The organism is Fluviicola taffensis DSM 16823 (assembly GCF_000194605.1).
Classification (GTDB): domain Bacteria; phylum Bacteroidota; class Bacteroidia; order Flavobacteriales_D; family Crocinitomicaceae; genus Fluviicola; species Fluviicola taffensis.
The window spans coordinates 2,637,458-2,664,358 of sequence record NC_015321.1 but is presented as its reverse complement, the minus strand read 5'-3'; the positions used below and the strand labels follow the sequence as shown (position 1 = coordinate 2,664,358).

Here is a 26,901-nt window from a genome sequence, read left to right as displayed (position 1 = left end):
AGAAAATTATTTCTCCCCTAATTTTTATATACCTAATTCAATCTGGAATATAGCTCCAAACTTGCCTGCATTGGTTCGAGCTTTTAAATCATCAACTAGTTGATAAAGAATATTTCCTTGAACTTTCACGCGATGACCATAAATGTATTTAGTAACTCCTAATTGAAATTCTTGGTGTTTTTTCAGATTAATAGAGGGAAATGCTGAATTGTTATAAATTGAAGAAAAAGGCGTTATTTCTGCATAGCGCAAAGCAATCTCCCAATTGGATTTGAAACAATAACTTACTTGTTGTAAAAATCCATTTCCTGCATAAACGGGTTGAAGACTTAAGCTATCGGAAGTATATGTGATCGGATTCGAACAATTCCGTTGCATAAATTCAGTATACAATGCAAATCCTTTGTACTTAAATAACAAATCCAAAGACAAAGTACTCATATCCGTTTTCACAAACAAATCCCTTCCCAATTGGCCTCCAGCTCGAACAGCATCATCATTGAAATTGTAAGAAGCTCCAATAGACAATTTTGGTTTTTGCTCACGTTCCAAATCCCCTTCTTGATAATCATTTTTATCCGTGAAAGAACCAAATGGTAAAACTTCAACTCTTCCAGTATAGCTCAATCCACTATTCGACTGGCTACTATTTCTACCTTCACCTGAAGTAAGAGATCCTAAAATGGCGAAATATTTATGCTTATAAGCTCCAAAGAATCCAAAATCACGATCTATTGTAAAGGTTGCATTAACTATTGAACGATCTGCAAACTGCTGATCACCAGATGAAATAACGCGCTGTCTGTTTCCTGGAAGCTTTGTTTGACCGAAACTAAATTTCACATTTTTCCAAGGTTCATAGCTAATAACAGCATCACGCACAATATTAACACTTGTATTGACCTGAGACATTTGAGTCATGTCCCAATCCATATCACCTCTCGAAAAAGCCAACTGAAGTTTATAGGTCAATTTTGGACTATATACAAACCCTTCCATTTTCAATCGCACTCGGCGAACACGAAATTCATACGTTTCAGCAGATAAATCGGTATCACTTCTCGTTAGCATAGCCGCTCTATTCTGCATACGAAACTGAAGACGTAATGAGAATAATGAATCTTTTCCAATAAATTCAATACCTCTTTGGGGTTTAGTGAGAATCGATAGATCAATCTTTTTTTGTGCAAAAACCCAATTGCTAGCTAATAATGTACTGAAAATTAGAATATTCTTCATGCTTAGTAAGTCATTAAACGTGTTTCATTACTACTTCTTTTTGCGCTAACTATTGCAAAGCACTTCTAGAATTAGTTGTTTTCGGGAGCAAAACTAATAGCTTCACATTGAATTAACACACGGCAAATCACAGTTTAATTTTTTGATAACATTTTTAATATTTAGTTAACATTAGACGCGATTTTAACACTCATTCAGCATCTATTTTAATCTTACATGAGCAAATGTTTGCGATTCAAACAGGCTTTCTTAACATTTACATAACATACAAATTAATCTAAACACCTCTAACACTGATGCTTTAGTGATTTTTCCATCTTTCCCCAAGCTAATCGTCCCAACTTTACCATTTCGTTAACATTTACATTTAGCGAAACATCCTCTCTTTACAAGGATTACATTTGCGCCATCATTAATTAAGTTTAAAAAAATGGCATCAGGATTTTTAAAGTTTTTCTTACCAAAAGACAAAGTGTTTTACTCTTTATTTGAAGAGGCTTCTCAAAACTTAGAAGCAATTGCAGGAAAATTGGTATTGTGTGTAAACGAATCTGATTATAACAAAAGAGCGACCATTATTAAAGAAATGGAAGATCTAGAGCATCAAAATGATGATTTGACGCATAAAATATTTGTAGAGCTGGGAAGAAACTTCATTACTCCTTTTGACCGTGAAGATATTCATGCATTGGCTACATCATTGGATGATATTGCAGATTATATTTATGCTTCTGCGAAGAAAATCAATTTCTATAAAGTTGATCCGAACGATTCTGGAATTTTGAAAATGGCCGATGCCATTCACGATGCCGTTTTAGCAGTGAATGCAGCAGTAAAAGAACTTCGAAATTTGAAAAACACACAAAAAATTGTTGAGTGTGTAATCAAAATTAATTACGTGGAGAATCAGGCGGATGATATTTTTGATCTAAGTATCGAAAAATTATTTGATTCCGATATTGATGCGAAAAGCTTGATCAAAAAACGTGAAATCTACCAAATTATGGAGGTTGCAACGGACAAATGTGAAGATGCTGGAAATGTAATCGAATCGATCGTTGTAAAATACGCTTAATACTAATTGGAAAACCAATAAGATATGTTCTCATTATTAATTGCTATCATCATTCTTGCATTGTTGTTTGACTTGGTGAATGGTTTCCATGATGCTGCAAATTCCATTGCAACAGTTGTTTCTACCAAAGTATTGACTCCATTTCAAGCAGTTGTTTGGGCCGCAGTTTTCAACGTTGTTGCGTTCTGGGTATTCGACATGAGCGTTGGAAATACAGTAGCGAAAACAGTTGACAATAGCGCCATCGATTTATACGTAATCTTAGCTGGACTAATCGCAGCAATGATTTGGAACCTACTCACTTGGTGGCTAGGTATTCCTTCCTCCTCTTCGCATACACTAATTGGTGGTTTTGCTGGAGCTGCAGTTGCTCATGCAGGTTTCGATGTAATTGCTTCTGCTGAAATCATTAAGGTTACCATGTTTATCTTCTTAGCTCCTTTCATTGGTGGTATTATTGCTTTTGTTATTGCGATGATTACCGTGAGTAGAAGTTTCGCGAAAAAAATGATTTCCATTTTAATTCTTTCTACAGTTACTTATTTCATCATGGATTATATGGTTGAATATTTAGATGTGAAGCCAATAATGATGTATATCGTGATGGGAATGATCATTCTATTTATTCTTACTTACACTTGGTACCAAATAGTTCATGGAAAGCGTCAAACTGCCATGAAGGAATCAAATATGTATAAGAAATTACAATTACTTTCCTCAGCAGCCTTCTCTTTGGGACATGGTGGTGCGGATTCACAAAAAGTAATGGGTATTATTTGTGCGGCTTTGATGGTATTCGCAAATTCACAACGTAACGATCAGGGACAAATTACTGGGGACATCCCTAAAATGTTTCAGATATCTGAGGTTTTTCAAATTGAATTTGAAGACGCTGATGGTAAAAAGGCTAAGTTCAAACCTGAATACACAAAAAATGTCGATTCCCTTGAAATTGAAAAAGAAGATCACATTTTGATATACACCAAAGGTGAAGACATTTACGATGCAAAAACTCACGATATTATTTTCAAGGGAAAACACTTGAATCAAGAATATATGGAGGCAAGCATCTTTAATGAATATGTCAACAAAGAAGGTGAAATTCGCCAAGGACATAAAATAAAGGCAAAAGTGAATTCTGAAACAATGCCTGGTTGGATTGCTTTTTCTTGTTACTTAATGATTGGTTTAGGAACAATGATGGGTGGATGGAAAATTGTAAAAACAATGGGAACAAAAATTACCAAAGTAACTCCACTGGAAGGTGTTTGTGCTGAAACAGCAGGTGCTTTGACCTTGTTTACTGTTTCCAACTTAGGAATTCCAGTTTCTACCACACATACCATTACTGGTTCAATCATTGGTGTTGGAGCAACAAAACGTTTAAGTGCTGTTCGATGGGGAGTTACGATCAACTTACTTTGGGCATGGATTTTAACAATTCCAGTTTCAGGATTATTAGCCGCAGGAATTTACTATCTAACAAAGTTATTTCATTAAACTGTAGATAATTTACGAAGAGAGCTCTCATCATTTTTGGTGGGAGTTTTTTTTGTTTTACAGTACTTTGCACAGGATCAGGAGATCCAGCGCAGTGGTGGTGATTCGACGCAACCGTTTAAAACTTGCTCGCTGCGTAGGATTTCCTAATCCTACGCTATTTTTTCACTTCACGATAGTTAGAGGTGGTGTCAACCGATATATCTCAGGAAAAACGCTAATCATTTCCTGATAATTTGAAGCAGATGAATATTTCCAAAACTCCGCAGAAGTAACTAAACCAGCTCGAACAGGATTTTGATGAATGTACTGAACTTTTGTCCATGTGAATCTTTCATTATACAATTCAATCGCATGGTTTCCATCTTGCCAAACTTTGTGATTTTTTGTTTTTGAATGTATTATTGCTGCCGTCTCAAAATGTTTCAATAACCATTCTCGTCTGCTCTCTGGTTCAGTTCTAATAGTTTCTACTATTTTTCGCGAGGTGTATTTCTTAAAGTCACGAATGATATCGCTGAGACTAAATTCCATATCAACATTTACTATGAGGTGAATATGATTACTCATGATACAATAAGAGTAAACATGCAAAGTTTTGTTTTTTATATAATATTGAAGAGTTTCAATAATTATTTTTTGATAGCATTCTCTAGTAAAAATATCAACCCATCCTACAATTGTAAGTGTTAAGTAATAAGAACCCTGAGGCTTTTTAATTGTTAGTTTATTTCCTGAAAGCATATTTTAAGATAAGAACTATTTTTATCTTTTACTAATTTTTGGCGCAGGATCAGGAGATCCAGCGCAGCGATTAAGCTTCGCTCCATCGTCACTTTCGCACTGACGTTTGTCGTGCCTCAGTCTTCAAAAGCTTCGCTCCATCGTCACTTTCGCACTGACGTTTGTCGTGCCTCAGTCTTCAAAAGCTTCGCTTTTTCTTATATTTGCAAAAACACAAAACAATGACACTCAAAGAAACAATTTCAGCAGTTGAAGTATTTCACGACGCTTTCAAGATTTCAAATAATTATAAGCCAACAGCAGAATTGTCGGAAGCAGATATCACCCTTCGTTACAACTTAATGAAAGAGGAAAACGAAGAGTATTTGGAAGCTGCAAAAAATGGCGATATCGTAGAAATAGCAGATGCTTTGGGCGATCAATTGTATATTTTGTGTGGAACGATTTTAAAACACGGACTTCAAGATAAAATTGCCGAAGTATTTGCTGAAATTCAACGCTCAAACATGAGTAAGTTAGATGCTGATGGCTTACCGATTTACCGCGAAGATGGAAAAGTGATGAAATCAGAATTGTATTTCAAGCCAAACATTCTTGCTGTTTTAGAAAAATAAGATGCAGCGATTCAACATTCGTGTTTACGGTATTTGTCTCAACGAACGAAATGAAGTTCTACTTTCAGATGAATCTTATCGAAACCTGAATTTTACCAAGTTTCCAGGTGGAGGATTGGAATTTGGGGAAGGAATGATTGATTGTTTAAATCGCGAATTTCAGGAAGAATTTAATCTGGCAATTGAAGTCGGTGAATTGTTTTATTTAACCGACTTTTTTCAAGTATCCGCTTTCTCAGATAAAGATCAGGTTATTTCTGTCTATTATTTGATTCAAGCAAATCTAGATTCCTTGGATGAATTAGTGAGAAATCAATCAAGCGAAGAGAAACTCCATTGGGTCAATCTTTCAAAATTGAAGGAGGACTTACTTACTTTCCCCATTGATAAAATAGTCGTGAAACAAATTATAAATTATCAATAAAAATCTCCACTTTCTCGTTGAATCGCGGCAATTCTTTTTGATATGACATTTGTACAACTCATGTTGATTAATCTGGATGACTCTTATTTAAAGCCATTCATCAATCATTGTTAATCTCACAATTAGAATTATCTTTGGCTCATTACTGCTCGAATTAAATAAACCCAATAATCGTAATCACAATGTTTAAATTAATTCTTCTTTTAGCTTATATTTCAGCCTTAACCACTGCTCATTCCCAAGATTTATTCCCAATGAAAGGGGATTACATCTACTATGATTTCGAAGAAGAAACACACAATACAAAACATTGTTTGAAGTATTATTCTTCTCAGTTAGATAGTGCTAATCAATATAATCAGGGAGCAAGTGAATTGATGACAGCAGTCAGAAGTAAGGCTCAAAATTTGAATGAGTTGAAAGTTACTCTAGTCGGTCTGAAAAATACAACAGTGAACTTTACAGCGAGTCCATCGCTTGCAAAAATGACAAGCTGTATCGGTGAAATAAAAAATCCAGCGAGTCTTCTATTAGGTCTTCCAACTGGGGCTCAACTTTTGGAAGAGAGCTTACTGTTTTCTCTTTCCTCGGTTGGCAAGTTCAAAGTGTCTGGGCAATACATTACGGCTACTGTGAAAGTAGTTTTTAAATCGGACAATAAATACTCACTTGTATTTACAAACTTCCAGATCACGTATATTGGAACACAGGGTCTAAAGGCTGTTACTGAAGTTTTGAATCTTGAAGAAGTTTACAAAAGTTTGAAGAATGGAGATTCAAGGAGTAAGATGTATAATCGTGGAATGAAGTCGATGAAAGAGATTGATGATTTAGTTAAAAGCTGTGCCCGAATTTATTCTCAGGAACTCAAAAGAATTTACGAGATTGACGATTTGTAGGTTAAATTTGAGATTATGGTGAAACAACAATAAACTCCTTGAAACATGAACCAAACAGAATTAATGTTCGAATCATTAAAGATTCAAATACATGCTATTGCTTCAGTTCTTACTGACCAACAAAAAGAAAGATATAATAAAGAAGTTAATAATGCTATACTGAGTCTTTCTTCAACCAATAGTATCAATTATGGTAATGGAGGTTATTCAGCGAATTACTCTACTGAAGAAATTAAGCAGATAGTTGCTCATTTGAAAGCCTCACTTTATCCCTGACATTTAGCTGATTTATAAATTCAAAATAATAAAACATACCGTTTCCTAAGTTTTACGAAGAAATCTTCAACCTTTTGTACTTGTAACTCATTGCCATTATTAATTAACCCTTTGACAATCATTTGATTTCTTTAGGTAGCACAAAATATTTCTCTTTCAAGCCCAAATAATCCGTTGGAAAATACACTTTCAAGATAGCTGTATAGTAATTGTAAGGCTTGTGCTGCAACAAAGTCTTGTCTTTTTTGTATACACTTTTGTCTTCAAACACACCATTTGCATCACGTTTGTATATGCGCATCAATGAATCATTTGCCAACATATTGGAATCTTTCAATTCCAACGGATATTCTGTTGGAGGCAACAACAGCGGCGTGGAAGTATGCATGTAATTGGATTCTGGTTGATACTTCGGCATCTTAAAATCTCCCAATGTCTTCACCAACTGAGTTTGTACGTTTCCAGAGAACATATTACTAAACTGACCCATTTTACTTCCCATCATACTCATCAATCCATCCTTCATTCCATCTTTGAAACTGAAATTTTCACGATCTGAAATTAAATTTTGAAAACTGCTTTTCCAAAATGTGGTATCGTTGTAAGAAGCAGGCATCTTAGGAACCATGTCTGCCGGATTGTGAATCAAAAAGCTCAATCCTGGATCTGCAAATCGTTTTTGATATTCGTGCGCAAAATCCATGTTTCCAATCATTGGATTTGCGAAAGCGTACACTTTAAAAGTGTTTTTGGAATTCAACTTCGATTTCGGAACAAATTCCAAATATGCACGAGTCATCTGTGCCAAAGCTCCACCTTGTGAGTGTCCAGTAATGTAAATGGTGTAAATTCCTTGTTTGTTAAGAATTTCAATTTGTTTCAATACCTCATCCATGAGATAAGATGTTGCTAAAATATATCCCGCATGAATCCCCGCTTTTGAGCTCGCTGCGCATTTGTAATGAAAAGCAACTTTCCCTTTGTAAATCGTATCATCAGCAGGAACCATCGAAGAATACATATTCGCCAACCAACTTGATTGCTGATCGGTTGAACCTCTAAAATTCAAAATAGCTTTCGTTTTCGATTGATTGACATACACTTGGAACTTATTGTCCATTCCAAGGGACTCTGAAGTGTAAATTCGCTGGTAATCTTTCGGAATAATAACATCATCGGAACCAGTCAAATTCAAATATGTAAAAGAATTACAAATTTGAATGCAATCACGGGCTTCTTGTGCATCAAAACCTGAAGAATGTTGACTAAAAGTTGGTAAAGAAATACTAATCAGAAGAAAAAGAAGAAACTTATTCATGGAGCGTTTTATTACTGAATTCAATTGGATAAAACAAAAATCATTCCGCGGTTACAAAATATGTATACTTAACAAACAATTCAATGGATGTTTTGTTCTTGAAAAAATGCAATTAGTCTGTTAACTTCTTGTTTTCTTTATGTCGGGTTGAATCTCTTTGCGTTTTCTTATCTAAATTCTTTTTCAAAGCCTCTTCCAAATCAACACCTGTTTGATTTGCCAAGCAAATCAAAACGAAAAGTACATCTGCCAATTCGTCTCCCAAATCTTTGTTTTTGTCGGATTCTTTTTCACTTTGTTCGCCATATCTACGAGCAATGATCCGAGCCACCTCACCAACCTCTTCCGTTAGCATGGCCAAGTTGGTTAACTCATTGAAGTAACGAACTCCTACTTCTTTGATCCATTGATCGACTATTTTTTGAGCTTCTGAAATTTCCATTATTCTTTGTTTTTTGAATCAATTGTAATCGTAACCGGACCATCATTTACCAACGCCACTTTCATGTCAGCGCCAAACGCCCCACATTGAACCGATTTCCCCAAAGCAACTTGTGCTTTCCGTATAAATGATTCATACAAAGGAATGGCTTGTTCGGGTCGAGCAGCAGCAATAAAACTGGGTCTATTTCCTTTTTTTGTAGAAGCATGCAGGGTAAACTGACTAACAATAAGAAGTTCACCATCAATATCTTGCAAGGAACAGTTCATTTTCCCCTCTTGATCCGAGAAAATCCGCATTTGAAGTGTTTTTTGAATCAACCAATCCACATCTTCTTCCGAATCTTCGTGTTCAATTCCCAAAAGCACCAATAATCCAGATGCAATTTGACCAATTATTTGTTGATCTACCGTTACACTTGCTTGAGAAACTCGTTGAATGACTAATCGCATGTTCAAATTTAATATAATTACGAATGTCGAATTCCTAATTACGAATTGAATTTCCTCCTGAGGGCTTATGTCTTAGCCTTGGAGCAAGAGTTCTGTGGGAAAATCAAACCGAATTCTAGAAGAAAACTCAATTACACTATTCCAATCCGCGTTTATTTCTTCGGTGAACATCGTCATCATCGCCTGTCATTAGCTGCAAATAGGTGAAATACCGACTTTCATAAATGCCCCCATTCTTTACAGCTTCTTTTACTGCACAAGCGGGTTCATTCAAATGTTGACAGTTGTGAAACTTACAAGCTCCAATCAATTCACGCATTTCGGGGAAATAATGTGAAATCACTTCCTTTTCCAAATTAACGATTCCAAACGCTCGAATTCCAGGTGTATCAATAATGAATCCACCAGATTGTAAGGGATGCATTTCTGCAAAAGTAGTAGTGTGTTGTCCTTGATGATGCGCTGCTGAAATTTCTCCAATTCGCAAATCCAAATTCGGATCAAGAGCATTCACCAAGGTACTTTTTCCTGTTCCTGAATGACCAGCAATCATTACTTGCTTGTCTTTTATTTCCTCTCTCAAAAACTGAATATCTTTATCATTTGTAGCAGAAATTGCATGACAGGTATAGCCAATTGATTCGTACATGAACATGATTGCTTTCAAATCTAACAATCCCTCATCATCCAATAAATCCACTTTATTAAAAATCAAGGTAGTAGGAATTCGAAAAGATTCTGCGGCAACTAAAAATCGGTCGATGAAAACAAAATGAGTTTCGGGAAATTTCAAGGTAACCATCAAGTAAGCGCAATCCACATTCGCCGCCAAAATATGCATTTGCTTGCTCAGATTGGTGCTTTTTCTGACAATGTAATTATCACGCATTTCATAATCAACAATTACGCGTTTTCCTTCTTCATCGCTTTTAGGATCTAAAATCACAATATCTCCAACCGAAATTGGATTGGTTGTTTTCAACCCTTCCAAACGAAGTCTTCCTCGAATTCTACATTCAACAACCTCTCCAGTTGGCATCAAAACTTGGTACCATTTCCCTGTAGATTTTAAAACTCTTCCACGAAGACCATCACTCATGCTGTAAATTTAAGGAAAGGTTTTCCATAATTCTCATTTGACACCCATTTGTATCAAATTTGAAACAAAAATGACAATCGGTTTTAATCGAAACCAACTTTATTCCATTCCCAATCGTTATCTTCGTAGCCAAAGTTTTTAGTATGTCGATTGAAGTAAAGAACCTTTCCAAATATTACGGTGAACAAGCAGCAGTGAATGATATTACTTTTTCAGTTGGGAAAGGTGAGATTATAGGTTTCTTGGGGCCAAATGGCGCTGGTAAGTCGACTACAATGAAAATGATCACTGGATTCATTCCTTCAACACATGGCGAAATAAGTGTTTGCGGCATTCCTGTTTCCGTTGATGCTATTGAAACACGAAAATTGATTGGTTATCTTCCAGAAAACAATCCGTTGTATCTAGACATGTATGTGAAAGAGTATTTGGAGTTTGTAGGGAAAATCTACAAAATCAAAAACTTGAAGGAACGGGTGAAGGAAATGATACAGCTTGTAGGATTGGAAGTGGAACAAAACAAAAAAATTGGGATGCTTTCGAAAGGTTATCGCCAACGTGTTGGTTTAGCCCAAGCAATTATTCACAATCCAGATGTATTGATTTTAGATGAGCCAACTTCCGGATTAGATCCGAACCAATTGGTTGAAATTCGGGAATTGATCAAACAAATCGGAAAACAAAAAACGGTGATGCTTTCCACGCATATTTTGCAGGAAGTAGAAGCAATTTGTGACCGTGTAGTAATCATCAGACAAGGAAAATTAGTTGCTGACAATTTAGCTTCCAACCTTCAAATTGAAAATGACACACAAGTTGTATACGCTGAATTTGACGGTTCTGTTTCTAAAAGCTTGTTGCAAAAAATTCCAGGCGTTTCAAAAATTGAGCGTGTTTCAGATTCTGTTTACCTCATCGAGAGTCAATCTGTGGATGATTTACGTAAAACAGTGGCACAATTTGCACAGAAAAATGATTTACTCGTTCTGACATTAAGAACGGAAGAAAAATCATTGGAAGAAGTCTTCAAATCATTGACAAAGTAATTATTTAACCAAAAAAGACTCCAAATTTGGAGCCTTTTCATGTTTCGTGTTCGAATTCTATCTACTCGTTATTTGGAGCCAAATATTTATATACTAATCCAGCTATAATCGCTCCAACTATTGGCGCTACCCAAAACAACCACAATTGTTCCAATGCCCAACCTTGCACAAAAATCGCTTGACTCGTGCTTCTTGCCGGATTTACCGAAGTATTGGTAACAGGAATACTGATTAGATGAATCAAGGTTAATCCCAAACCAATTGCCATTCCTGCAAAACCAGCAGATGCTTTTTTATGAGTTGTTCCTAAAATGATAATTAAAAAGGCAAAAGTCATAACGATTTCAGTGATCAACGCAGACTGCATGTTGTAACCTCCAGGTGAATGTTCATCAAAACCATTTGCAGCGAATCCACCCAATTCAAAACCCGATTTTCCACTTGCAATGAGATACAAAATTCCTGCTCCAGCAATTCCGCCCAAAACTTGTGAGAGAATGTAAGGAAAAACATCCTTTCCTTCAAATCTTCCTCCAACCCATAGTCCAACTGTAACCGCAGGATTTAAGTGACAACCTGAAATATGTCCGATTGCATACGCCATCGTTAAAACGGTTAATCCAAAGGCAATAGAAACTCCTACAAATCCAATTCCAAGCTCTGGAAAACCAGCTGCTAAAACAGCACTTCCACAACCTCCCAATACTAACCAAAAGGTTCCAATAAATTCAGCGATTAATTTTTTCATAAATAGTGTTTTAGTAAGTAAAATTCTTCATCCTTTCGATGAATTTACACTAAATATAAAATTTTAGTTGAAATAAATCACTCGCTCTAAACTATTGATTGGCTTTCTCCCCTAAAATACTTTTCGCTAAATAATGCATCAAATAAACCAACGGCGTTAGACAAACTGCGATTACCAATTTTGTCAGATATCCAGTTATTGCTAAAACGAGTACCATTTTTAGAGGATATGCGCCGGAAAGATACAATCCGATTAGTGCTACAATAAATGAATCGACCAATTGAGAAACAACCGTTGAACCTGTGCTTCTTAGCCAAATCATCTTTCCTTTAGTTAGTTTACTGAAAAAATGAAACAGCTGAACATCCAACAATTGGGAGACAATGAAGGCACAAATACTTCCAATCATGATCCACAAAGAACCACCAAATGCTTTCGCAAATTCTTTATCAGACAGCCAAGAACCTTCTGCAGTTGGGAGTTGGACAGCAACATAAACAATGAAAAAACAAAATGCTATCAAACCAGTAGTGATCCAACTCAATCTGCGAACAGCCTGCTTTCCGAAATATTCGTTCATGACATCTGTTAGTAGAAAAACAACTGGCCAAGGAACAATTCCTGCAATCATTGGAGCTAAATAGGATCCCATGTAAACCAATTTGGCAGAAATCAATTCAGCAACAATGGCACTGGTAATAAAAATACCCGCCATGACCATAAATGCTATTTCTTTTCGTGTTCGAAGCATGGTCTAAATTAGCTAAAACTTTTTCAAGGGATTAACTATTCATCAAAAACGTTTGTTTCAACTCGACACAAGTGTATTTGAAACAAACGTTTTAACCATTGATCAAAATTTATTTAATCACTTTCACCTGTTTAAATATTCCACCAGCTGTTTGAATGCGAATTAAATAAATACCTTCTGAATAATAACTTAGATCAATCACTTTATCAGCAGTTGTTGACAAGATCTGTCCATTCATATTTACCACGTTTACTAGTGCATTTTCATCTAATAACAATGTAAACAGCTGATTATTGAAAATGTATTCATTTGGACTTAAATGCTCTTCGATAGAAGCCGTACTTCCTCCTGAAATTGTAAGCTTGTAATCTTCCGTTTCTCCCCAATCTGCATCGGTTCCATTAAACTGACAAGGTAATACAGGCATATCTGCTCCAGAGAAGGTGTAATCATCGTCTTCGTAGACTCGGATGCGCATACGTGTAGTTCCGCTTACGGCATTGGTTGGTATTGTTACGGAATATGTCTGTGAATTTCCAGTGGTCAAATCATCATCTCCAGGCCAAAGTGTTTCTCCCACTTTTTCTCCCGCGTCGTTAAAATCATTATCCCCATTGAAATCAATCCAAGCGGCCATTCCATGAATAGTTGTCCCGTCATCATGGGTAATTTTCAAGTTCAATGTTTGTCCTTTATTCACTGTTACCGACAAATTGTTGTAAAAAACATAATGAGGCGCAGCATATTGATTTGCACCCGAATTATTGTCCAATGTTCCAAATTGCACTCGTTCCACACTATGTGATACATTCATAAAATCATCTGAATATTGTGAAGCACAATACGGTGATGGATTGGTTGTTTGTGCTTGTCCAAATCCTGCAACAAACACGGAGAGATACATGTAGTTTTTCATTTCTATTACTTTTCTATTTAAACAAAAACAATCCTAGTTGCGTTGCCTTGTCAAACCTCCACAAAGCCCGTTACTATTGAATTCCCATGTCTTCTACTGGCTTTTCAAGTATTGCAATCATTTTAGAGGCAACCCTCTAACTTTAAATAAAGTTGATGATTCTATTTTCAAGCGCTTTGATTCAAAGCCAAAAGACCTATTTTTGCACCAACAATAAAAAAGTCATGAAAAAGAATGTCATTGAAGAATTAAGATGGAGAGGAATGGTACAAGATATCATGCCCGGTTTGGAAGAACAACTACTTAAAGAAATGACTTCTGGCTATGTGGGCTTTGATCCAACTTCAGATTCCTTACACGTAGGGAATTTACTTCCTATTATGTTATTGAAACATTTTCAATTAGCAGGACACAAACCTTATGCTTTGGTTGGTGGAGCAACTGGAATGGTTGGAGATCCTTCCGGGAAATCGGCAGAACGCAACTTATTGGATGAAAAAACATTGAATCACAATATAGCTGCCGTTCAAAATCAATTGCGTCAATTTTTGGACTTTGAAGAGGGCGAAAACAAAGCGGAATTGGTAAACAATTTTGATTGGATGCGCCATTTCTCCTTCTTGGAATTTATTCGCGACGTTGGAAAACACATTACTGTGAATTACATGAGTGCGAAAGATTCTGTGAAGAAACGTGTGGAAACTGGTATTTCATTTACAGAATTCTCGTACCAATTGATTCAGGGATACGATTTCTTGCACCTTTACAAAAACAACAACGTAAAAGTACAATTCGGAGGTTCAGACCAATGGGGAAATATTACGACGGGAACTGAATTGGTTCGTAAAATTGCAAGTGGAGAAGCATACGCTTTTACGTGTCCTTTGTTGACAAAAGCTGATGGTGGAAAATTTGGAAAAACAGAATCGGGAACCGTTTGGTTGGATCCAGAAAAAACGAGTCCGTATGCGTTCTACCAATTTTGGCTAAATGCTTCAGATGCTGATGCTACAAAATTGATTCGTTTCTATACCTTGAAAACAAAAGAGGAAATTGAAGCAATTGAAAAAGAGCACAACGAAGCTCCTCATTTGCGCATCTTGCAAAAAGCAATTGCAGAAGAAGTAACCATTCGCGTTCATGGAAAAGAAGCATTGGACATGGCAATTGCAGCTTCCAATATCTTGTTTGGAAAATCAACTTCAGAAGATTTGAAAAAATTATCGAACGATACATTCTTAAGCATCTTTGATGGTGTGCCAATGGCTACAGTAAAACGTTCAGAATTGATTGAAGGAATTAGTATTGTTGACCTATTAGCTTCTAAAACTGGATTTTTACCATCCAACGGCGAAGCAAAACGCGAATTGAAAGCCAATGCAATATCTTTGAACAAAGACAAAGTTGCTGATGGACTTCTAGTTGGTCCAAGTGACTTAATAAACGACAAGTTCATCCTTTTAGGCAAAGGAAAAAAGAATAATTACATTGTAATTGTAGAATAAAAATCAAAAAAAAGTAGTTGCGTAATTAATCGCGCAACTACTTTTGAATAACTGGAATTGTCATTTTTACAATTGTTCCAATTGGATTTCCATCCGAATCAACATTCGATTCCATCCTATATTTAAACTCACCACCATATCTTTGCTTAAATAAATCCAAGCGTTCTGTTGTGATTTTAGTTCCATATGATTTGTGTTCTAAATCGGATTTTTGAAGGGTGCTTTGAAACCCAACCCCATTATCAATAATTTCCACAAATAAAAGATGGCCCTCAATTTTCAAGAATCGAATGGTTATTTCACCTCCTCCTTTTAAATTTTTGAATCCATGAATAATAGAATTCTCAGCGAATGGCTGAACAAGCATCGGAGGAATAAACATACTTAATTCAGAGGCAGAAAGTGAAAGTTGAAAGTTGAACTCAAATCTATTTTTGAACCTCATTTGTTCTAATTCAAGATATTTTTTCAAGGCATCTATTTCTTTTTCGATGGTGATTTCACTTTCCCTTGAATTCGTCAATGTCATTCGAATTAATTGAGATAATTTCAACAAATATCTCTCCGCTAATTCATTTTCTTCATAAAGTAAAAAGCTTTGAATCGAATTTAGTGCATTAAAAATAAAATGGGGATTCATTTGTGCTAAAAGCGCTTTCTGCTCTAGGTGCTCCATATTTCGCTGGATCTCATTTTTTCTATTAATTGCCCGAATTCTTCTAGCTAAAATAAAAGCAACCAAAGCCAACAAACAAATAGTGACCAAAATAAAAAACCAAATTGTTTGATAAAATGGAGGTGAGATCTGTACAGAAATTAAAAAATAAGGTTTAGACCAAATTCCATTCTCATTCTTATACTGAATCTCAATATTGAATTTTTCATATGCTGGATTCAAAAGCAAAATCTCTCCACTGTAACCTTCAATCCATGACGAATTCTTAGACAATCGAAACTTGTAAGGCGACCTTTTTTTCGTCTTAAAATTAGTAGTTGATAAGCGAATTTTAATCACCTTAGACCGATGATCTAAAGCAATCAAATTCTTCCTAGTTCCAATTCTGCGGCCGTTTGCAAAAACATCTAAAACCGTTATCTGTTTAGTGTGGCTTGAATTAATCCAATTGTATGATTGATCTAATTTAGAAAGCCCGCCTTTTGTAGCCAGGTAAATCGTTTTATCGTATTTAAAACAAGCATTTACTTCTGAAGCACTAATCCCTTGGAAATTCGTTACATTTTGAATCTCATATCTCGTTTTTCCATCAAATAAAATTCTTGATACCCCTTTATTTGAACATACATATAAGTAGTTCTCATTATCAACATATAAACGATTAATATGATTCGACAAAAGTCCATTATGCTCTCCAATGATTTTAATCACTTTTTCATTTCGTACAATAAAAATTCCCTTCCCGCTGGTTGCAATGATTAAACCCCAATGATTTGAATATTCCAATGCTGCAATTCGCGTATCTTTCAGTTGTTTAAAAATCGTAACTGGTTTAAATACTCCATCAGTATACTTAAACAAACCTTTAAGATCTGCGATATACAGTTCTTTATTCGGTAATAAAACAACACTCTTAAATTGATATTTTATATGTCTAAACTTTTCACTTTCAACAATAGGGTGGTGAAGCATCTTTTTTTTTCCATGGATATTTACCCTTGCAACACCAGAACCAGATATTAAAACTGACGTATCGCTTTCTGGACACCAATTGGTGAATCCAAAATGAAAAAACACCAAACCTGTTTTTTTTTGCTCATTCAAGATATCTGATGTGGCAATGAATGGAGTTTTTCCTATAAATGGAATCACATTTGTATAACTTCTAGCTACCTTCGAAAGACTCTTCTTGGATTGAAAATTGTAATATCCATTGATGTTAGAGACTAAAATAACCTCCCTATTCTTATAAACGTCCTGTAAATTATTCTCTCTAGGATTATCCGAAAATTTAGAATTGAGAATCGTTAAATTGGGAGAATAAACAACCCCATTTTCTAAGGTTGAAAACCAATATCCGCCTTCATTATCTTTGCAAACACTTGTAACTGCATACTGTTTTAAGAATTGTTTTGGTTTACTCTTTAACCCTTTTTTTTCGATATTTTCAAAAAAATAAACTCCTTTCAAGGTTTCAACCCACAAATCCTTACCAATTTTATTCGTTCCCACTATAAAATCTACTATACATGAATCTCCCTTGGAAGAATAGACATTGGAATTATTTGTAATATAAATCGTATTTCCAAATTGCTGAATTTCCTGCCTATCAATAGCAAAGTCTGAAGCACTCGATCTTGAATCTATCCAGCTTTTATTCCCATCATAACATAACTGAATTTTTTCATGGATTTTGATTATCGGCGTACTAGAAAACAACCATCTCCCATTAATTTTAGTGTAGCTTATTGGTTCATTTTTGTTTAAAACAGTAGACTTACCCGTTTTGGAAATTTTAAGAATTGGTTTCTTTTTTACAGAAAAAAATAAATTATCCTGTTTATCTATACTTACCCATGAGAAAGGCACATAATTCCTTCCCCGGTATTTCTTGATAACGGCATTAAACTTATAGGGGCGAATTTTGTCATTCTCATAATAGCAGAGCAGATTATTATAACTAATAAACCAAATACGACCTTTATAATCCTCCATCACTTTAAAAACCACATTATCTACAAGTCCATCCTTCTTGGTAAATACTTTAAAACGATATCCATCATATTTCACCACTCCTCTATCGGTACAAATCCAAATAAAACCCTTTCGATCCTGATGTACGTAATACGTTTCAGAACTGGGTAAACCTTCATTTACAGAAAAGTTCGTAAACGATGGTTCCCAATCGATTTTTTGGGAATAGCCGATTCTTGTAGCAACAAGTAAAACAATAATTAATATGGTGGCTTTTTTATACAACAGTTGTTTTTTTTTATTTGAACACTTTCATTTATTCTCGTTTCGCTTTTCTGATCAAGAAATTTTCAGGATATTCAATATTCACCAAAAATAATCCTTTTGCTGGAACTGAAAGTTTCGCCTCTCCTCTATCTTTCAATGCGACAATTTTAGTGATGTCATTTTCGCCCAAATTACCATACCCTACTTCTAGCAATGTACCTACAACTGCGCGAACCATGTTTCTCAAAAACCGATCTGCTTTTATTTCAAAATACCACTCCGATTCAGAAACTTGATTCCATTTTGCTTCAGAAACCGTACAAATATTTGTTTTAACATCGGTGTGTAACTTGGAAAAAGAGGTGAAATCTTGGGTTCCAAGTAACAATCTTGCTGCGCGATTCATTGCTTCAAAATCAATTTCAGAGACAATGCGATGGCTGTCTAGCAAAAAAGGATTCTTCTTTTGATGAATGAAATAATGATATGTTCTAGTAGTTGGAGAAAATCGAGCATGAAACTCTTCGCTAACAAGTTGCGCTGAAAACAGAGAAATATCCTCTGGTAGCATTTTGTTTAATTTAAACACCAATTGCTCAGTATCCAACTCTTTTTGACTATCAAAATGCAACACATAATACGTCGCATGAACTCCCGTATCGGTTCTTCCACAGCCAACTACCGAAATAGGCAAATTTCCATTCAATTGAGTCAATCGTCGTTCAATTTCTTCTTGAATGGAAGAAGCATTCGGTTGGATTTGCCAACCGTGATAATTCGTTCCTCGGTAAGCCAGTTCTAGTGCATATCGAAATGTCATAGAACAAAGTTAATCAAACCTTTTGCTTCGTGAAAACTATTCGCATCAACCAAAACTGTTAACATTAAAGTAATGAATCCCTCATAAATTAATTATTTCGTAACACCGCAGTAATTATTAAGGAAACTGCCAAAGATACTTTTGCTTAAACTTTAACAAGAAGCGAAATGCAAGTAAGTAAGGGACAAACCATACTTTTAGTGGATGATGAAAAAGATATATTGGAATTTCTACAATATAATCTAGAGAGAGAAGGTTACAAAGTGTTTGTTGCAAGCGACGGCTTGGAAGGAGTTGAAATGGCACAGAAAGTTTCTCCCGATTTAATTTTGATGGATGTAATGATGCCTCGAATGGATGGTATTGAAGCCTGTCAAACAATTCGTCAAGATTTACAATTGAAATCTCCATTAATTGCTTTTCTAACATCTCGCGCTGAAGACTACTCGCAAGTTGCTGGTTTTGAAGCTGGAGCAGATGATTACATCACCAAACCTATCAGACCGCGTTTATTAGTCTCAAAAGTGGAGGCTTTATTGCGAAGAGCAGGAAGAATGAATGGTGGAGAACCTGAAATTAAGACTTCATCCATTACTGTAAACCGAGAAAAATTCTTAGTTTATATGAATGAGGAAGAAATTCAGCTTCCTAAAAAAGAGTTCGAATTAATTGAATTATTGGCATCTCGACCTGGAAAAGTATTTACACGTGAACAAATTCTGACAACTGTTTGGGGCGATGAAACGATTGTTGGAGAACGAACAATTGACGTTCATATCAGAAAATTAAGAGAGAAACTAGGAGAATCGTATATTCGTACCATTAAAGGTGTTGGTTATACATTTTCTGAGAAGTGAAAAAATTAAATCCGTTTACAATTGTTCTTTTAGGAAGCGTTATTGTTGGAGCTTGTTTAACACTTGTTCTTATAATCGTTAACTTCTTTTATCCAATTCCAGTTGGTCCTTTTATCTCGATCATCCTGTTTGGGGCATTGGCAACTTTTATTGCCTTTCATTTTCTTTTTCGCGAATTCATATACAATAGATTACGCATTCTTTACCGTTCAATCCGAAAAGGAAAAACCTCTTCAGATGATAAGGTGTATATCAACATGTCGAAGGATGTTATTGGAAATGCAGAAACAGATTCCAAAAAATGGAGTGAAGAACGCAAGTCTGAAATAACACAACTTCAGGAGCAAGATAAATTTAGACGGGAATTCTTAGGAAACTTAGCGCACGAGTTAAAAACACCCGTTTTCTCTATTCAAGGATATGTTTTAACCTTATTAGAAGGTGGTTTGGAGGACGACAAAGTGAATCGAATGTTTTTAGAAAGAGCTTCCAAAGCAATTGATCGAATGACAAATATCTTGAACGACTTGGATGAGTTGACCAAATTAGAGGTTAATGATCTGAAAATGGATTTGCGCCCGTTCGACCTGAAAGAATTAGCCAAAGAAGTATTGGAGAGCTTAGAACTTCGTTCGCAAGAAAAACACATCAAATTGCGCTTCGCCAAAGATTACTACAAAGAAATAATGGTGCGTGCGGACAGAGGAAAAATTGCCCAAGTATTGACGAATTTAGTCAGCAATTCCATTTCTTATGGAAACGAAAATGGAGAAACACTGATTCGCTTTTACGAAGTAGATGACCTAGTTTCTGTAGAAATTTCAGACAACGGGCCTGGAATTGAGCCGCATGAACTACCGCGTTTATTTGAACGCTTCTACCGCGTAGAAAAAAGCAGAAACAGAAATGAAGGAGGCTCTGGTCTTGGTCTTTCCATTGTGAAACACATTCTGGATTCCCACAATCAAACAATTTCTGTTCGAAGTACAATAGGTGTCGGAAGTACATTTACGTTCTCATTAGACAAATTTGAAGGAAGTTCAAGTACATTAATTTCTTCTCGAGGGGTTACCATAAAATAATTGAAAAATGTGAAATTGAGGATTGAAAAGATTTTTAATTCACCAAAATACTCCTGATTCAATTGTCCAGAAGTTGGAATCAAAACCGCTTTCTTCTCTAGTGTTATACTTCAAAAGACAGATAGACATGTGTCTATTTACCCAATCACAGCAATAAATTCAGGTGCTCTTGGTCCAACTCCAACTATCCTAGTATTAGAATCAAAACCACTTTCTTCTTTAAAAATTAGACTTCAAAATACGGATAGACATGTATCTATTTTGATCGAAAAAATGAAGCCAAATATTCTTGTTCCAATTGCCCCGGTGTTGGAATCAAAACCGCTTTTTTCTTTAAAAACTGAAGATCCATCAAGGTAGAATACCCATTGCGGGAAATGATTGTTTCTGCAGAAGCAATTTCCGCATCTCCGAGTTTCCAATCGCAGATTACAGTTATATTATTCGGTACTTCAGAATACAACTTCGGAGAAATGAGTGTGAGATTTTCTGTTCTGTATTTTTCGACAATCCACTGAAAAAACTGTTTAGAATACGGTTCTGGTCCGCTGATAATTCCCACTATTTTGTTTGAAATAACGGATGTTTCCTGATCCTGAAAACGAGAATAAAAACCAATGTATGTTGATTTTGGAACTGAATTACTTAAAGCTCCAGCAAGACGTTGTTGCGCATCATCCATGATCCAAATTTCGTTGAATCTGTTCATCCATTTCCGATGAACCTGTTGGGCGATCCAACCTGCTTTTGGAGGTAGCGAAACCTGATGTGTAATGAAAATTGATAAAACCTTCTTGGAACGAAAGCCGTAGCAATGATCTGATAAAACAAGTGAAATCTGATATTTACCTACCAATTTCTCCGTTTGTCTCTGTTCTTGCTTAATCCAACGGAAAAAATGCCACACATTTCGTCTCATTTCTGAAGTGAAATTCCCATCTCCTTTGAAACGAAATTGAAAGCCATCGTTCTTCAAATAAGTAGCCCTTATTTCGTACCCTTCAAAAATAGATTTCTGATTCGTTGTGCAACTAATAAATAACTCGTTACCCTGTTTGGATAATTGCTTCAGCAATGAAATGGATCTGGAAACATGTCCACTTCCCCAATCGAGGCATGCAACTAAAATGCGTTCTTGCGACAATTCGACTGGAATCATTTCTTACTCTCTTCTCGTCATTTTAATAGGAGCGGCTTTCGACAAGACATACGGAAATGTTTCTTCCACATAAGAACTTGGATCTAACCCGAATTCATTTTTCTCTGACAAACTTCTTCCTTTAATGAAGAAATAGGCATTCATAATCAATTTATGGAACCAAGGCAACTCATTATCATTTGATAGGAACTTGCGGATTACGATAAATTTAAAATCTCCAATGTGATCACTGTGATGATATTCACAAGCATATCTTGAGAGAATTTCGATTTCTTTATTTTCCACCAATTCTTCCACAACCTGTTTAAACATCATATCTAATTTCGGTTGAATTCGGAATCCTAACTTGAAATCAATCCGAATCAAATCGTTTTCATCGTGTTTGGTCACTTTATATTCCTTGGTATAAGGCTCATCCGTTGTATGAACGTGCACAAACCAATAACGCTCTGCACGCTTGGGTTGTTGTTCCAAAATGGAATAAAACACCTTCGATTCCACTTCATCTATACGCTCTGCACTCGTCAAATAAACCAAATGAGTTGCATACGTTGGAATTTGATCGTCGACAGAAAGCTTTTGTAAAATAGGGAGATAACTTTTTACTTTTACGAAATCGATGATGCTGTTTCGAATGATCTTACTTTTGAAAATCACATACATGACTGACATCACAGTAATCGCAATGGCCAATGTAATATAACCTCCATGAGGGAATTTTTCGATTTGAGCAATCAAGAAACTACTTTCAACAATGAGAAATAAGCCAATCAAACCGTGTCGCAAGATCGGATTCCAATGTTTACGGAGGAAGTAGAAATACAACAATACCGTGGAGCTAATCATTGTAAGAATAATCGATAATCCATAAGCGGCTTCCATTCTTTCCGATTTTCTTAGGAAGAAAACAATCGCAATACAACCCAACATTAAGAACCAATTAATCGAAGGAACGTAAAGTTGACCTTTTATTTCAGATGGAAAATTGACTTTCACACGAGGCCACAAATTCAAGCGAATTGCTTCATTAATCAAGGTAAACGAACCTGAAATCATAGCTTGGGAAGCAACAACAGCTGCGGCAGTTGCAATAATAACTGATGCTAATCGGAATCCTTCTGGTACAATAGAATAGAATGGATTTCCTTCAATATGACCGTTCACGTTGCTTAATAAATAAACTCCTTGACCAAAATAATTAAGCAGCAACATGGCTTTTACAAAAATCCAACTTACGCGAATATTCTCTTTTCCACAGTGCCCCAAATCGGAATAAAGCGCTTCACCACCAGTTGTACAAAGAAATACAGCTCCCAATAACCAAAATCCTTTTGGATAGTGGACAAGTAAATCATATGCATAATAAGGATTCAATGCTTTCAAGATCGTAGGATCTTTCATAAAATACATACAACCAATCGTTCCAATCATTAGGAACCAAATCATCATCACTGGTCCAAAAAAACGCCCGATGAATTTCGTTCCAAACTGCTGAATAACAAAAATTCCGATGATAATTGCAATGGCTATCGGAACCGTATTGATCTTTGGATTAATGTATCCTAAACCTTCTACGGCCGAAGAAACAGAAATTGGTGGCGTAATAATTCCATCTGCTAATAAAGAAGCTCCACCAATCATTGCAGGAATTACCAACCATTTTTTTTGCCTGCGAACCAAGGTATACAAGGAAAAAATTCCTCCCTCCCCTTTGTTATCTGCTCGCAAAGTGATAATTACATACTTTAATGTTGTTTGGAGTGTGAGCGTCCAAAAAATACAGGACAAACCGCCTAAAATTAATTGCTCAGTAAGTTTTCGTTCGCCTGCCACAGCTTTCAAAACATAAAGTGGCGAGGTACCGATATCTCCGAAGATAATTCCTACCGTAATAATCAATCCCGCGAACGAGAGCGCGTGATGATGCTTCTTTGACATAAGACGTATGTATTAAAGTGTAAATGTACATATTGCACTCTAACCAATACTAGAAAATAGGAAAAATTCGACAAAAAAATTTAACGCGGAAATGCGTACTTTTGCACCGATTTATGGCAAAGAATAAACTAAAGCGTTTCGCAGAAATGAAATCGTGGAACAATGTTTTTGAACCAACATTGGATCCCAATCCGCAGGATGTATTCCCATTGAAAGGAAAATGGCGAACAGACTACTTCAAGAATGACAACCCGATTGTGTTGGAGCTTGGATGTGGAAAAGGAGAATACACAGTTGGATTAGCCAAACATTACCCGAATAAAAATTTTATTGGTGTGGACATCAAAGGCTCTCGCATGTTTGTTGGAGCAAAAGAAGCGTTGGATGAAAACCTTCCAAACGTAGCTTTTTTAAGAACCAAAGTGGATTTCATAGAACAGTATTTTCTTGAAAATGAGGTAGACGAAATTTGGTTGACATTCTCTGATCCTCAACCTGAAAAACCCAAAAAACGATTGAGTTCTAGACCATTTATTGAGCGTTACCAACGTATATTGAAAAACGGCGGATTGGTTCACCTAAAAACAGATTCTGATTTGTTATTTGAATCTACAGAAGAACAAATCAACGAACACAAATACGAAGTTCTAGAATTAACATGGGATTTGTACAAAAGCATTCCTGCGGATTTAGATCCTACGATCCGAGATATCTTGCACATAAAGACACATTACGAACAGTTATTTACTGCAAAAGGATCGGTGATTAAGTATTGTTCGTTTAGAATTCACTAAAAATCATAGCAAGTATAACGCTTTCATCAGCAGGTTGAACCTTTCTATTTTTGGATTGTATTCATTATCAACTTACTAAACTAAATCGATGAATACGTTGATGAAATTACTCTTCTTAATGACTTTCTTACTGGGAAGCGGTTATTCGTTTGCTCAAACTCCGTCTGTCAAACCAGTTAAAAAAGAATTTTTTCTAAATGATACACTGAGCTTCATTTTCGATGGCGTAATACGCAATGATCGATTTCATGAATGGAAAAAACCAGTGTGGGGAGTATTAAGACGTTCAATAACTGGCTGGGATACACTTATTCACGTACAACGCCAGGAAAGGATGGATACCCTTGTACCATACAGTATATTTCAGAACTACAAACATGATTTTATCATTATCGATACTTTATACAGAGCATATAAAGACAATGAATTGTATCCAAAAGAATGTCTTTTTAAACAGAATGGAACGTACATGCTTACAATCTTGAGTGGTGACGGAAAAGAGATTGTTTATTCCGAACCATTTTCTATTTCTACAAAAACCACCATTGACGCCCAACTAGCAGAAGAGTTACGGTTAAGTCTGGATACATTATCTATTGGTGATAATAAATTTACATTAGAAGCAAGTTTATGGCGGGATATGTCTCAAAGAATGGGAGGTAATCAAACAAATTGTTACAGTGAGCTGAAGGAAGTTAATCATTTATTGCCAAACGAAATAGTATTAAAAAAGCAATACGTTGTACATGAAAACGAAGTTTGGATAGGTGATTATGAACAAATAAAAAAAACAAAAACGGTCATTGAAACAATAGTCAGAAATGGGCCTAAATGGTCAGAGAACGTCAAAGTAGATGTGATTTGTGAATTTGAATATGCGGGAAAAACCTACCGAGTAATTTCAAAATCACGATTAATTGGATCCGTAGAATAACAAAACCACAGATTGATTTCTAATGAATACTATTGTTAAAAACAAAAGGGATTCGTCTTTCTAAGACAAATCCCCTTAATCATTATTCCATTTATAATTGATAATTCTCTAAGCTACTTTCAATCGAGCAACTTTGCTTTTTGAGAATTGTGCTTTCGCATATTCCAAATCCACGCGGAATTCTGTTTCATTTTTAGATGGTAATTCGTACATCGCATCTGTAAGGATAGCCTCACAAATAGAACGCAATCCACGAGCTCCTAATTTGAATTCAATTGCTTTCTCCACAATGAAATCCAAAACATCTGCATCGAATTTCAAACGAATCCCATCAATTTCAAATAATCGCATGTATTGTTTGATAATTGCGTTTTTGGGCTCCGTAATGATTCTTTTCAGACTTTTTGCATCCAGTGGCTCCAAGTAAGTTAATACTGGGAAACGACCAATCAATTCGGGAATCAATCCGTAAGATTTCACATCTGTTGGTGTAATGTATTTCAAGAAATTATCTTCATCTACTTTCTCCGTAACCTGAGATCCAAACCCGATAGTTTGTCTGTTTACACGACTTGCTATGATGCGTTCAATTCCATCAAAAGCTCCACCACAAACAAATAAAATATTCTTTGTATCAATGGCAATCATCTTTTGCTCTGGGTGTTTTCTACCTCCCTGAGGTGGAACATTTACAACCGAACCTTCCAATAATTTCAACAAAGCTTGCTGAACACCTTCACCAGAAACATCACGAGTAATGGATGGATTATCACTTTTACGCGCAATCTTATCAATTTCATCAATGAAAACGATTCCGTGTTGTGCTGCTTGAACATTGTAATCTGCTGCTTGCAGTAAGCGAGAAAGAATACTTTCTACATCTTCGCCCACATAACCAGCTTCCGTTAAAACAGTTGCATCAGCGATACAAAACGGAACATTCAACATTTTCGCAATGGTTTTAGCTAACAATGTTTTACCCGTTCCAGTACGTCCCACCAAAATGACATTTGATTTTTCAATCTCAACATCCTCTATTTTGGTTTGGTGTAATCGTTTGTAATGATTGTAAACAGCTACTGAAAGTGTTTTCTTCGCATCATCCTGACCAATGACGTATTCATCTAAGCGCTCTTTAATATCTTGAGGTTTCAACACATTTACAGGAGCACTTTCTGATGAAACTTTGGTGGATTGATCTTCTTCCACAATTGTTTTCGCCTGCGTAATACAGTGATCACAAATATGACCTGACAATCCTGCTATTAATAAACCTACTTGACTTCGTGGTCTTCCACAAAATGAGCAAGAAGTTTCTTTTTTTGACATATTCTACTTTTTATCGACAAAAA

General features: G+C 35.7%; 26 protein-coding genes. 12 read left to right on the top strand and 14 right to left on the bottom strand.

Translation table 11 applies throughout. The features are described 5' to 3' along the window. Positions 1-24: 24 nt before the first annotated feature. Positions 25-1,239 carry a porin gene (locus tag FLUTA_RS11650; protein ID WP_013687082.1) on the bottom strand — a complete coding sequence of 405 codons (1,215 nt, stop codon included), beginning with the start codon at positions 1,237-1,239 and terminating at the stop codon, positions 25-27. A 430-nt stretch (positions 1,240-1,669) separates the two neighbouring features. Here FLUTA_RS11650 and FLUTA_RS11645 point away from each other — a divergent pair, with 430 nt between their 5' ends. Both FLUTA_RS11645 and FLUTA_RS11640 read left to right on the top strand, forming a co-directional pair. Beyond that, positions 1,670-2,314 carry a DUF47 domain-containing protein gene (locus FLUTA_RS11645; protein WP_013687081.1) on the top strand — a complete coding sequence of 215 codons (645 nt, stop codon included), beginning with the start codon at positions 1,670-1,672 and terminating at the stop codon, positions 2,312-2,314. A 24-nt stretch (positions 2,315-2,338) separates the two neighbouring features. Further along, complete coding sequence (locus tag FLUTA_RS11640; RefSeq protein WP_013687080.1) at positions 2,339-3,814, top strand: inorganic phosphate transporter; 1,476 nt, start codon at positions 2,339-2,341, stop codon at positions 3,812-3,814. 165 nt (positions 3,815-3,979) lie between these two features. Here FLUTA_RS11640 and FLUTA_RS11635 read toward each other — a convergent pair whose 3' ends face one another. After that, complete coding sequence (locus FLUTA_RS11635; protein WP_013687079.1) at positions 3,980-4,558, bottom strand: REP-associated tyrosine transposase; 579 nt, start codon at positions 4,556-4,558, stop codon at positions 3,980-3,982. A 221-nt stretch (positions 4,559-4,779) separates the two neighbouring features. Here FLUTA_RS11635 and FLUTA_RS11630 point away from each other — a divergent pair, with 221 nt between their 5' ends. From FLUTA_RS11630 to FLUTA_RS11615, 4 genes are all read left to right on the top strand, one after another. Continuing rightward, positions 4,780-5,172, top strand: a complete 393-nt coding sequence (locus tag FLUTA_RS11630) for a pyrophosphohydrolase domain-containing protein (RefSeq protein WP_013687078.1) — start codon at positions 4,780-4,782, stop codon at positions 5,170-5,172. Between the two features lies 1 nt (position 5,173). Beyond that, a complete protein-coding gene (locus FLUTA_RS11625) occupies positions 5,174-5,596 on the top strand; it encodes an NUDIX hydrolase (RefSeq protein ID WP_013687077.1) in 423 nt (140 codons plus the stop codon). Positions 5,597-5,778: 182 nt separating this feature from the next. Then, positions 5,779-6,495 carry a hypothetical protein gene (locus tag FLUTA_RS11620; protein WP_013687076.1) on the top strand — a complete coding sequence of 239 codons (717 nt, stop codon included), beginning with the start codon at positions 5,779-5,781 and terminating at the stop codon, positions 6,493-6,495. A gap of 45 nt (positions 6,496-6,540) precedes the next feature. After that, on the top strand, positions 6,541-6,771 hold the full coding sequence (locus tag FLUTA_RS11615) for a hypothetical protein (RefSeq protein ID WP_013687075.1): 231 nt from the start codon (positions 6,541-6,543) through the stop codon (positions 6,769-6,771). A 118-nt stretch (positions 6,772-6,889) separates the two neighbouring features. Here FLUTA_RS11615 and FLUTA_RS11610 read toward each other — a convergent pair whose 3' ends face one another. The 4 genes from FLUTA_RS11610 to rsgA all read right to left on the bottom strand — a co-directional run bounded on the left by FLUTA_RS11610 (position 6,890) and on the right by rsgA (position 10,082). Next, positions 6,890-8,089: a lipase family protein gene (locus FLUTA_RS11610; RefSeq protein ID WP_013687074.1), complete on the bottom strand. Its 1,200-nt coding sequence runs from the start codon at positions 8,087-8,089 to the stop codon at positions 6,890-6,892. A gap of 112 nt (positions 8,090-8,201) precedes the next feature. Further along, positions 8,202-8,531 carry a nucleotide pyrophosphohydrolase gene (locus FLUTA_RS11605; protein ID WP_013687073.1) on the bottom strand — a complete coding sequence of 110 codons (330 nt, stop codon included), beginning with the start codon at positions 8,529-8,531 and terminating at the stop codon, positions 8,202-8,204. After that, positions 8,531-8,983 carry a D-aminoacyl-tRNA deacylase gene (dtd, locus tag FLUTA_RS11600; protein ID WP_013687072.1) on the bottom strand — a complete coding sequence of 151 codons (453 nt, stop codon included), beginning with the start codon at positions 8,981-8,983 and terminating at the stop codon, positions 8,531-8,533. The genes FLUTA_RS11605 and dtd overlap by 1 nt, the downstream gene beginning before the upstream one ends. A 136-nt stretch (positions 8,984-9,119) precedes the next feature. Further along, positions 9,120-10,082 carry a ribosome small subunit-dependent GTPase A gene (gene rsgA / locus FLUTA_RS11595; protein WP_013687071.1) on the bottom strand — a complete coding sequence of 321 codons (963 nt, stop codon included), beginning with the start codon at positions 10,080-10,082 and terminating at the stop codon, positions 9,120-9,122. A 143-nt stretch (positions 10,083-10,225) separates the two neighbouring features. Here rsgA and gldA point away from each other — a divergent pair, with 143 nt between their 5' ends. Beyond that, a complete protein-coding gene (gldA, locus tag FLUTA_RS11590; protein WP_013687070.1) occupies positions 10,226-11,128 on the top strand; it encodes a gliding motility-associated ABC transporter ATP-binding subunit GldA in 903 nt (300 codons plus the stop codon). Positions 11,129-11,189: 61 nt separating this feature from the next. On the opposite strand, the gene aqpZ is transcribed toward gldA, so the two are convergent. From aqpZ to FLUTA_RS11575, 3 genes are all read right to left on the bottom strand, one after another. Continuing rightward, positions 11,190-11,900 carry an aquaporin Z gene (gene aqpZ, locus FLUTA_RS11585; RefSeq protein ID WP_280985165.1) on the bottom strand — a complete coding sequence of 237 codons (711 nt, stop codon included), beginning with the start codon at positions 11,898-11,900 and terminating at the stop codon, positions 11,190-11,192. Between the two features lie 67 nt (positions 11,901-11,967). After that, positions 11,968-12,627 carry a queuosine precursor transporter gene (locus FLUTA_RS11580; RefSeq protein ID WP_013687068.1) on the bottom strand — a complete coding sequence of 220 codons (660 nt, stop codon included), beginning with the start codon at positions 12,625-12,627 and terminating at the stop codon, positions 11,968-11,970. Between the two features lie 109 nt (positions 12,628-12,736). After that, a complete protein-coding gene (locus FLUTA_RS11575) occupies positions 12,737-13,543 on the bottom strand; it encodes a T9SS type A sorting domain-containing protein (protein WP_013687067.1) in 807 nt (268 codons plus the stop codon). A 224-nt stretch (positions 13,544-13,767) separates the two neighbouring features. On the opposite strand from FLUTA_RS11575, the gene tyrS reads away from it, so the two are divergent. After that, complete coding sequence (gene tyrS, locus FLUTA_RS11570) at positions 13,768-15,048, top strand: tyrosine--tRNA ligase (RefSeq protein ID WP_013687066.1); 1,281 nt, start codon at positions 13,768-13,770, stop codon at positions 15,046-15,048. 37 nt (positions 15,049-15,085) lie between these two features. Here tyrS and FLUTA_RS11565 read toward each other — a convergent pair whose 3' ends face one another. Continuing rightward, positions 15,086-17,983: a sensor histidine kinase gene (locus FLUTA_RS11565; RefSeq protein ID WP_013687065.1), complete on the bottom strand. Its 2,898-nt coding sequence runs from the start codon at positions 17,981-17,983 to the stop codon at positions 15,086-15,088. Positions 17,984-18,014: 31 nt separating this feature from the next. Beyond that, on the bottom strand, positions 18,015-18,785 hold the full coding sequence (truA, locus tag FLUTA_RS11560) for a tRNA pseudouridine(38-40) synthase TruA (RefSeq protein WP_013687064.1): 771 nt from the start codon (positions 18,783-18,785) through the stop codon (positions 18,015-18,017). Positions 18,786-18,952: 167 nt separating this feature from the next. Here truA and FLUTA_RS11555 point away from each other — a divergent pair, with 167 nt between their 5' ends. Together FLUTA_RS11555 and FLUTA_RS11550 are read left to right on the top strand one after the other, a co-directional pair. Continuing rightward, positions 18,953-19,642, top strand: a complete 690-nt coding sequence (locus FLUTA_RS11555; protein WP_013687063.1) for a response regulator transcription factor — start codon at positions 18,953-18,955, stop codon at positions 19,640-19,642. Then, a complete protein-coding gene (locus tag FLUTA_RS11550) occupies positions 19,639-20,724 on the top strand; it encodes an ATP-binding protein (protein WP_013687062.1) in 1,086 nt (361 codons plus the stop codon). Before FLUTA_RS11555 ends, FLUTA_RS11550 begins: the two co-directional genes overlap by 4 nt. 256 nt (positions 20,725-20,980) lie before the next feature. On the opposite strand, the gene FLUTA_RS11545 is transcribed toward FLUTA_RS11550, so the two are convergent. After that, a complete protein-coding gene (locus FLUTA_RS11545; RefSeq protein ID WP_013687061.1) occupies positions 20,981-21,883 on the bottom strand; it encodes a glycosyltransferase in 903 nt (300 codons plus the stop codon). Positions 21,884-21,886: 3 nt separating this feature from the next. Then, on the bottom strand, positions 21,887-23,821 hold the full coding sequence (locus FLUTA_RS11540) for a KUP/HAK/KT family potassium transporter (RefSeq protein ID WP_013687060.1): 1,935 nt from the start codon (positions 23,819-23,821) through the stop codon (positions 21,887-21,889). 113 nt (positions 23,822-23,934) lie between these two features. Between FLUTA_RS11540 and trmB the strand changes: the two genes are divergently transcribed. Both trmB and FLUTA_RS11530 read left to right on the top strand, forming a co-directional pair. Further along, the gene (trmB, locus tag FLUTA_RS11535; RefSeq protein ID WP_013687059.1) at positions 23,935-24,615 is read left to right on the top strand and encodes a tRNA (guanosine(46)-N7)-methyltransferase TrmB; all 681 of its coding nucleotides are present in this window, start codon (positions 23,935-23,937) and stop codon (positions 24,613-24,615) included. Between the two features lie 100 nt (positions 24,616-24,715). Next, positions 24,716-25,549 (top strand): hypothetical protein, encoded by an 834-nt coding sequence (locus FLUTA_RS11530; RefSeq protein ID WP_148235435.1) that lies wholly within the window; start codon positions 24,716-24,718, stop codon positions 25,547-25,549. A gap of 108 nt (positions 25,550-25,657) precedes the next feature. On the opposite strand, the gene clpX is transcribed toward FLUTA_RS11530, so the two are convergent. After that, positions 25,658-26,878: an ATP-dependent Clp protease ATP-binding subunit ClpX gene (gene clpX, locus FLUTA_RS11525; RefSeq protein ID WP_013687057.1), complete on the bottom strand. Its 1,221-nt coding sequence runs from the start codon at positions 26,876-26,878 to the stop codon at positions 25,658-25,660. Between the last annotated feature and the right edge of the window lie 23 nt (positions 26,879-26,901).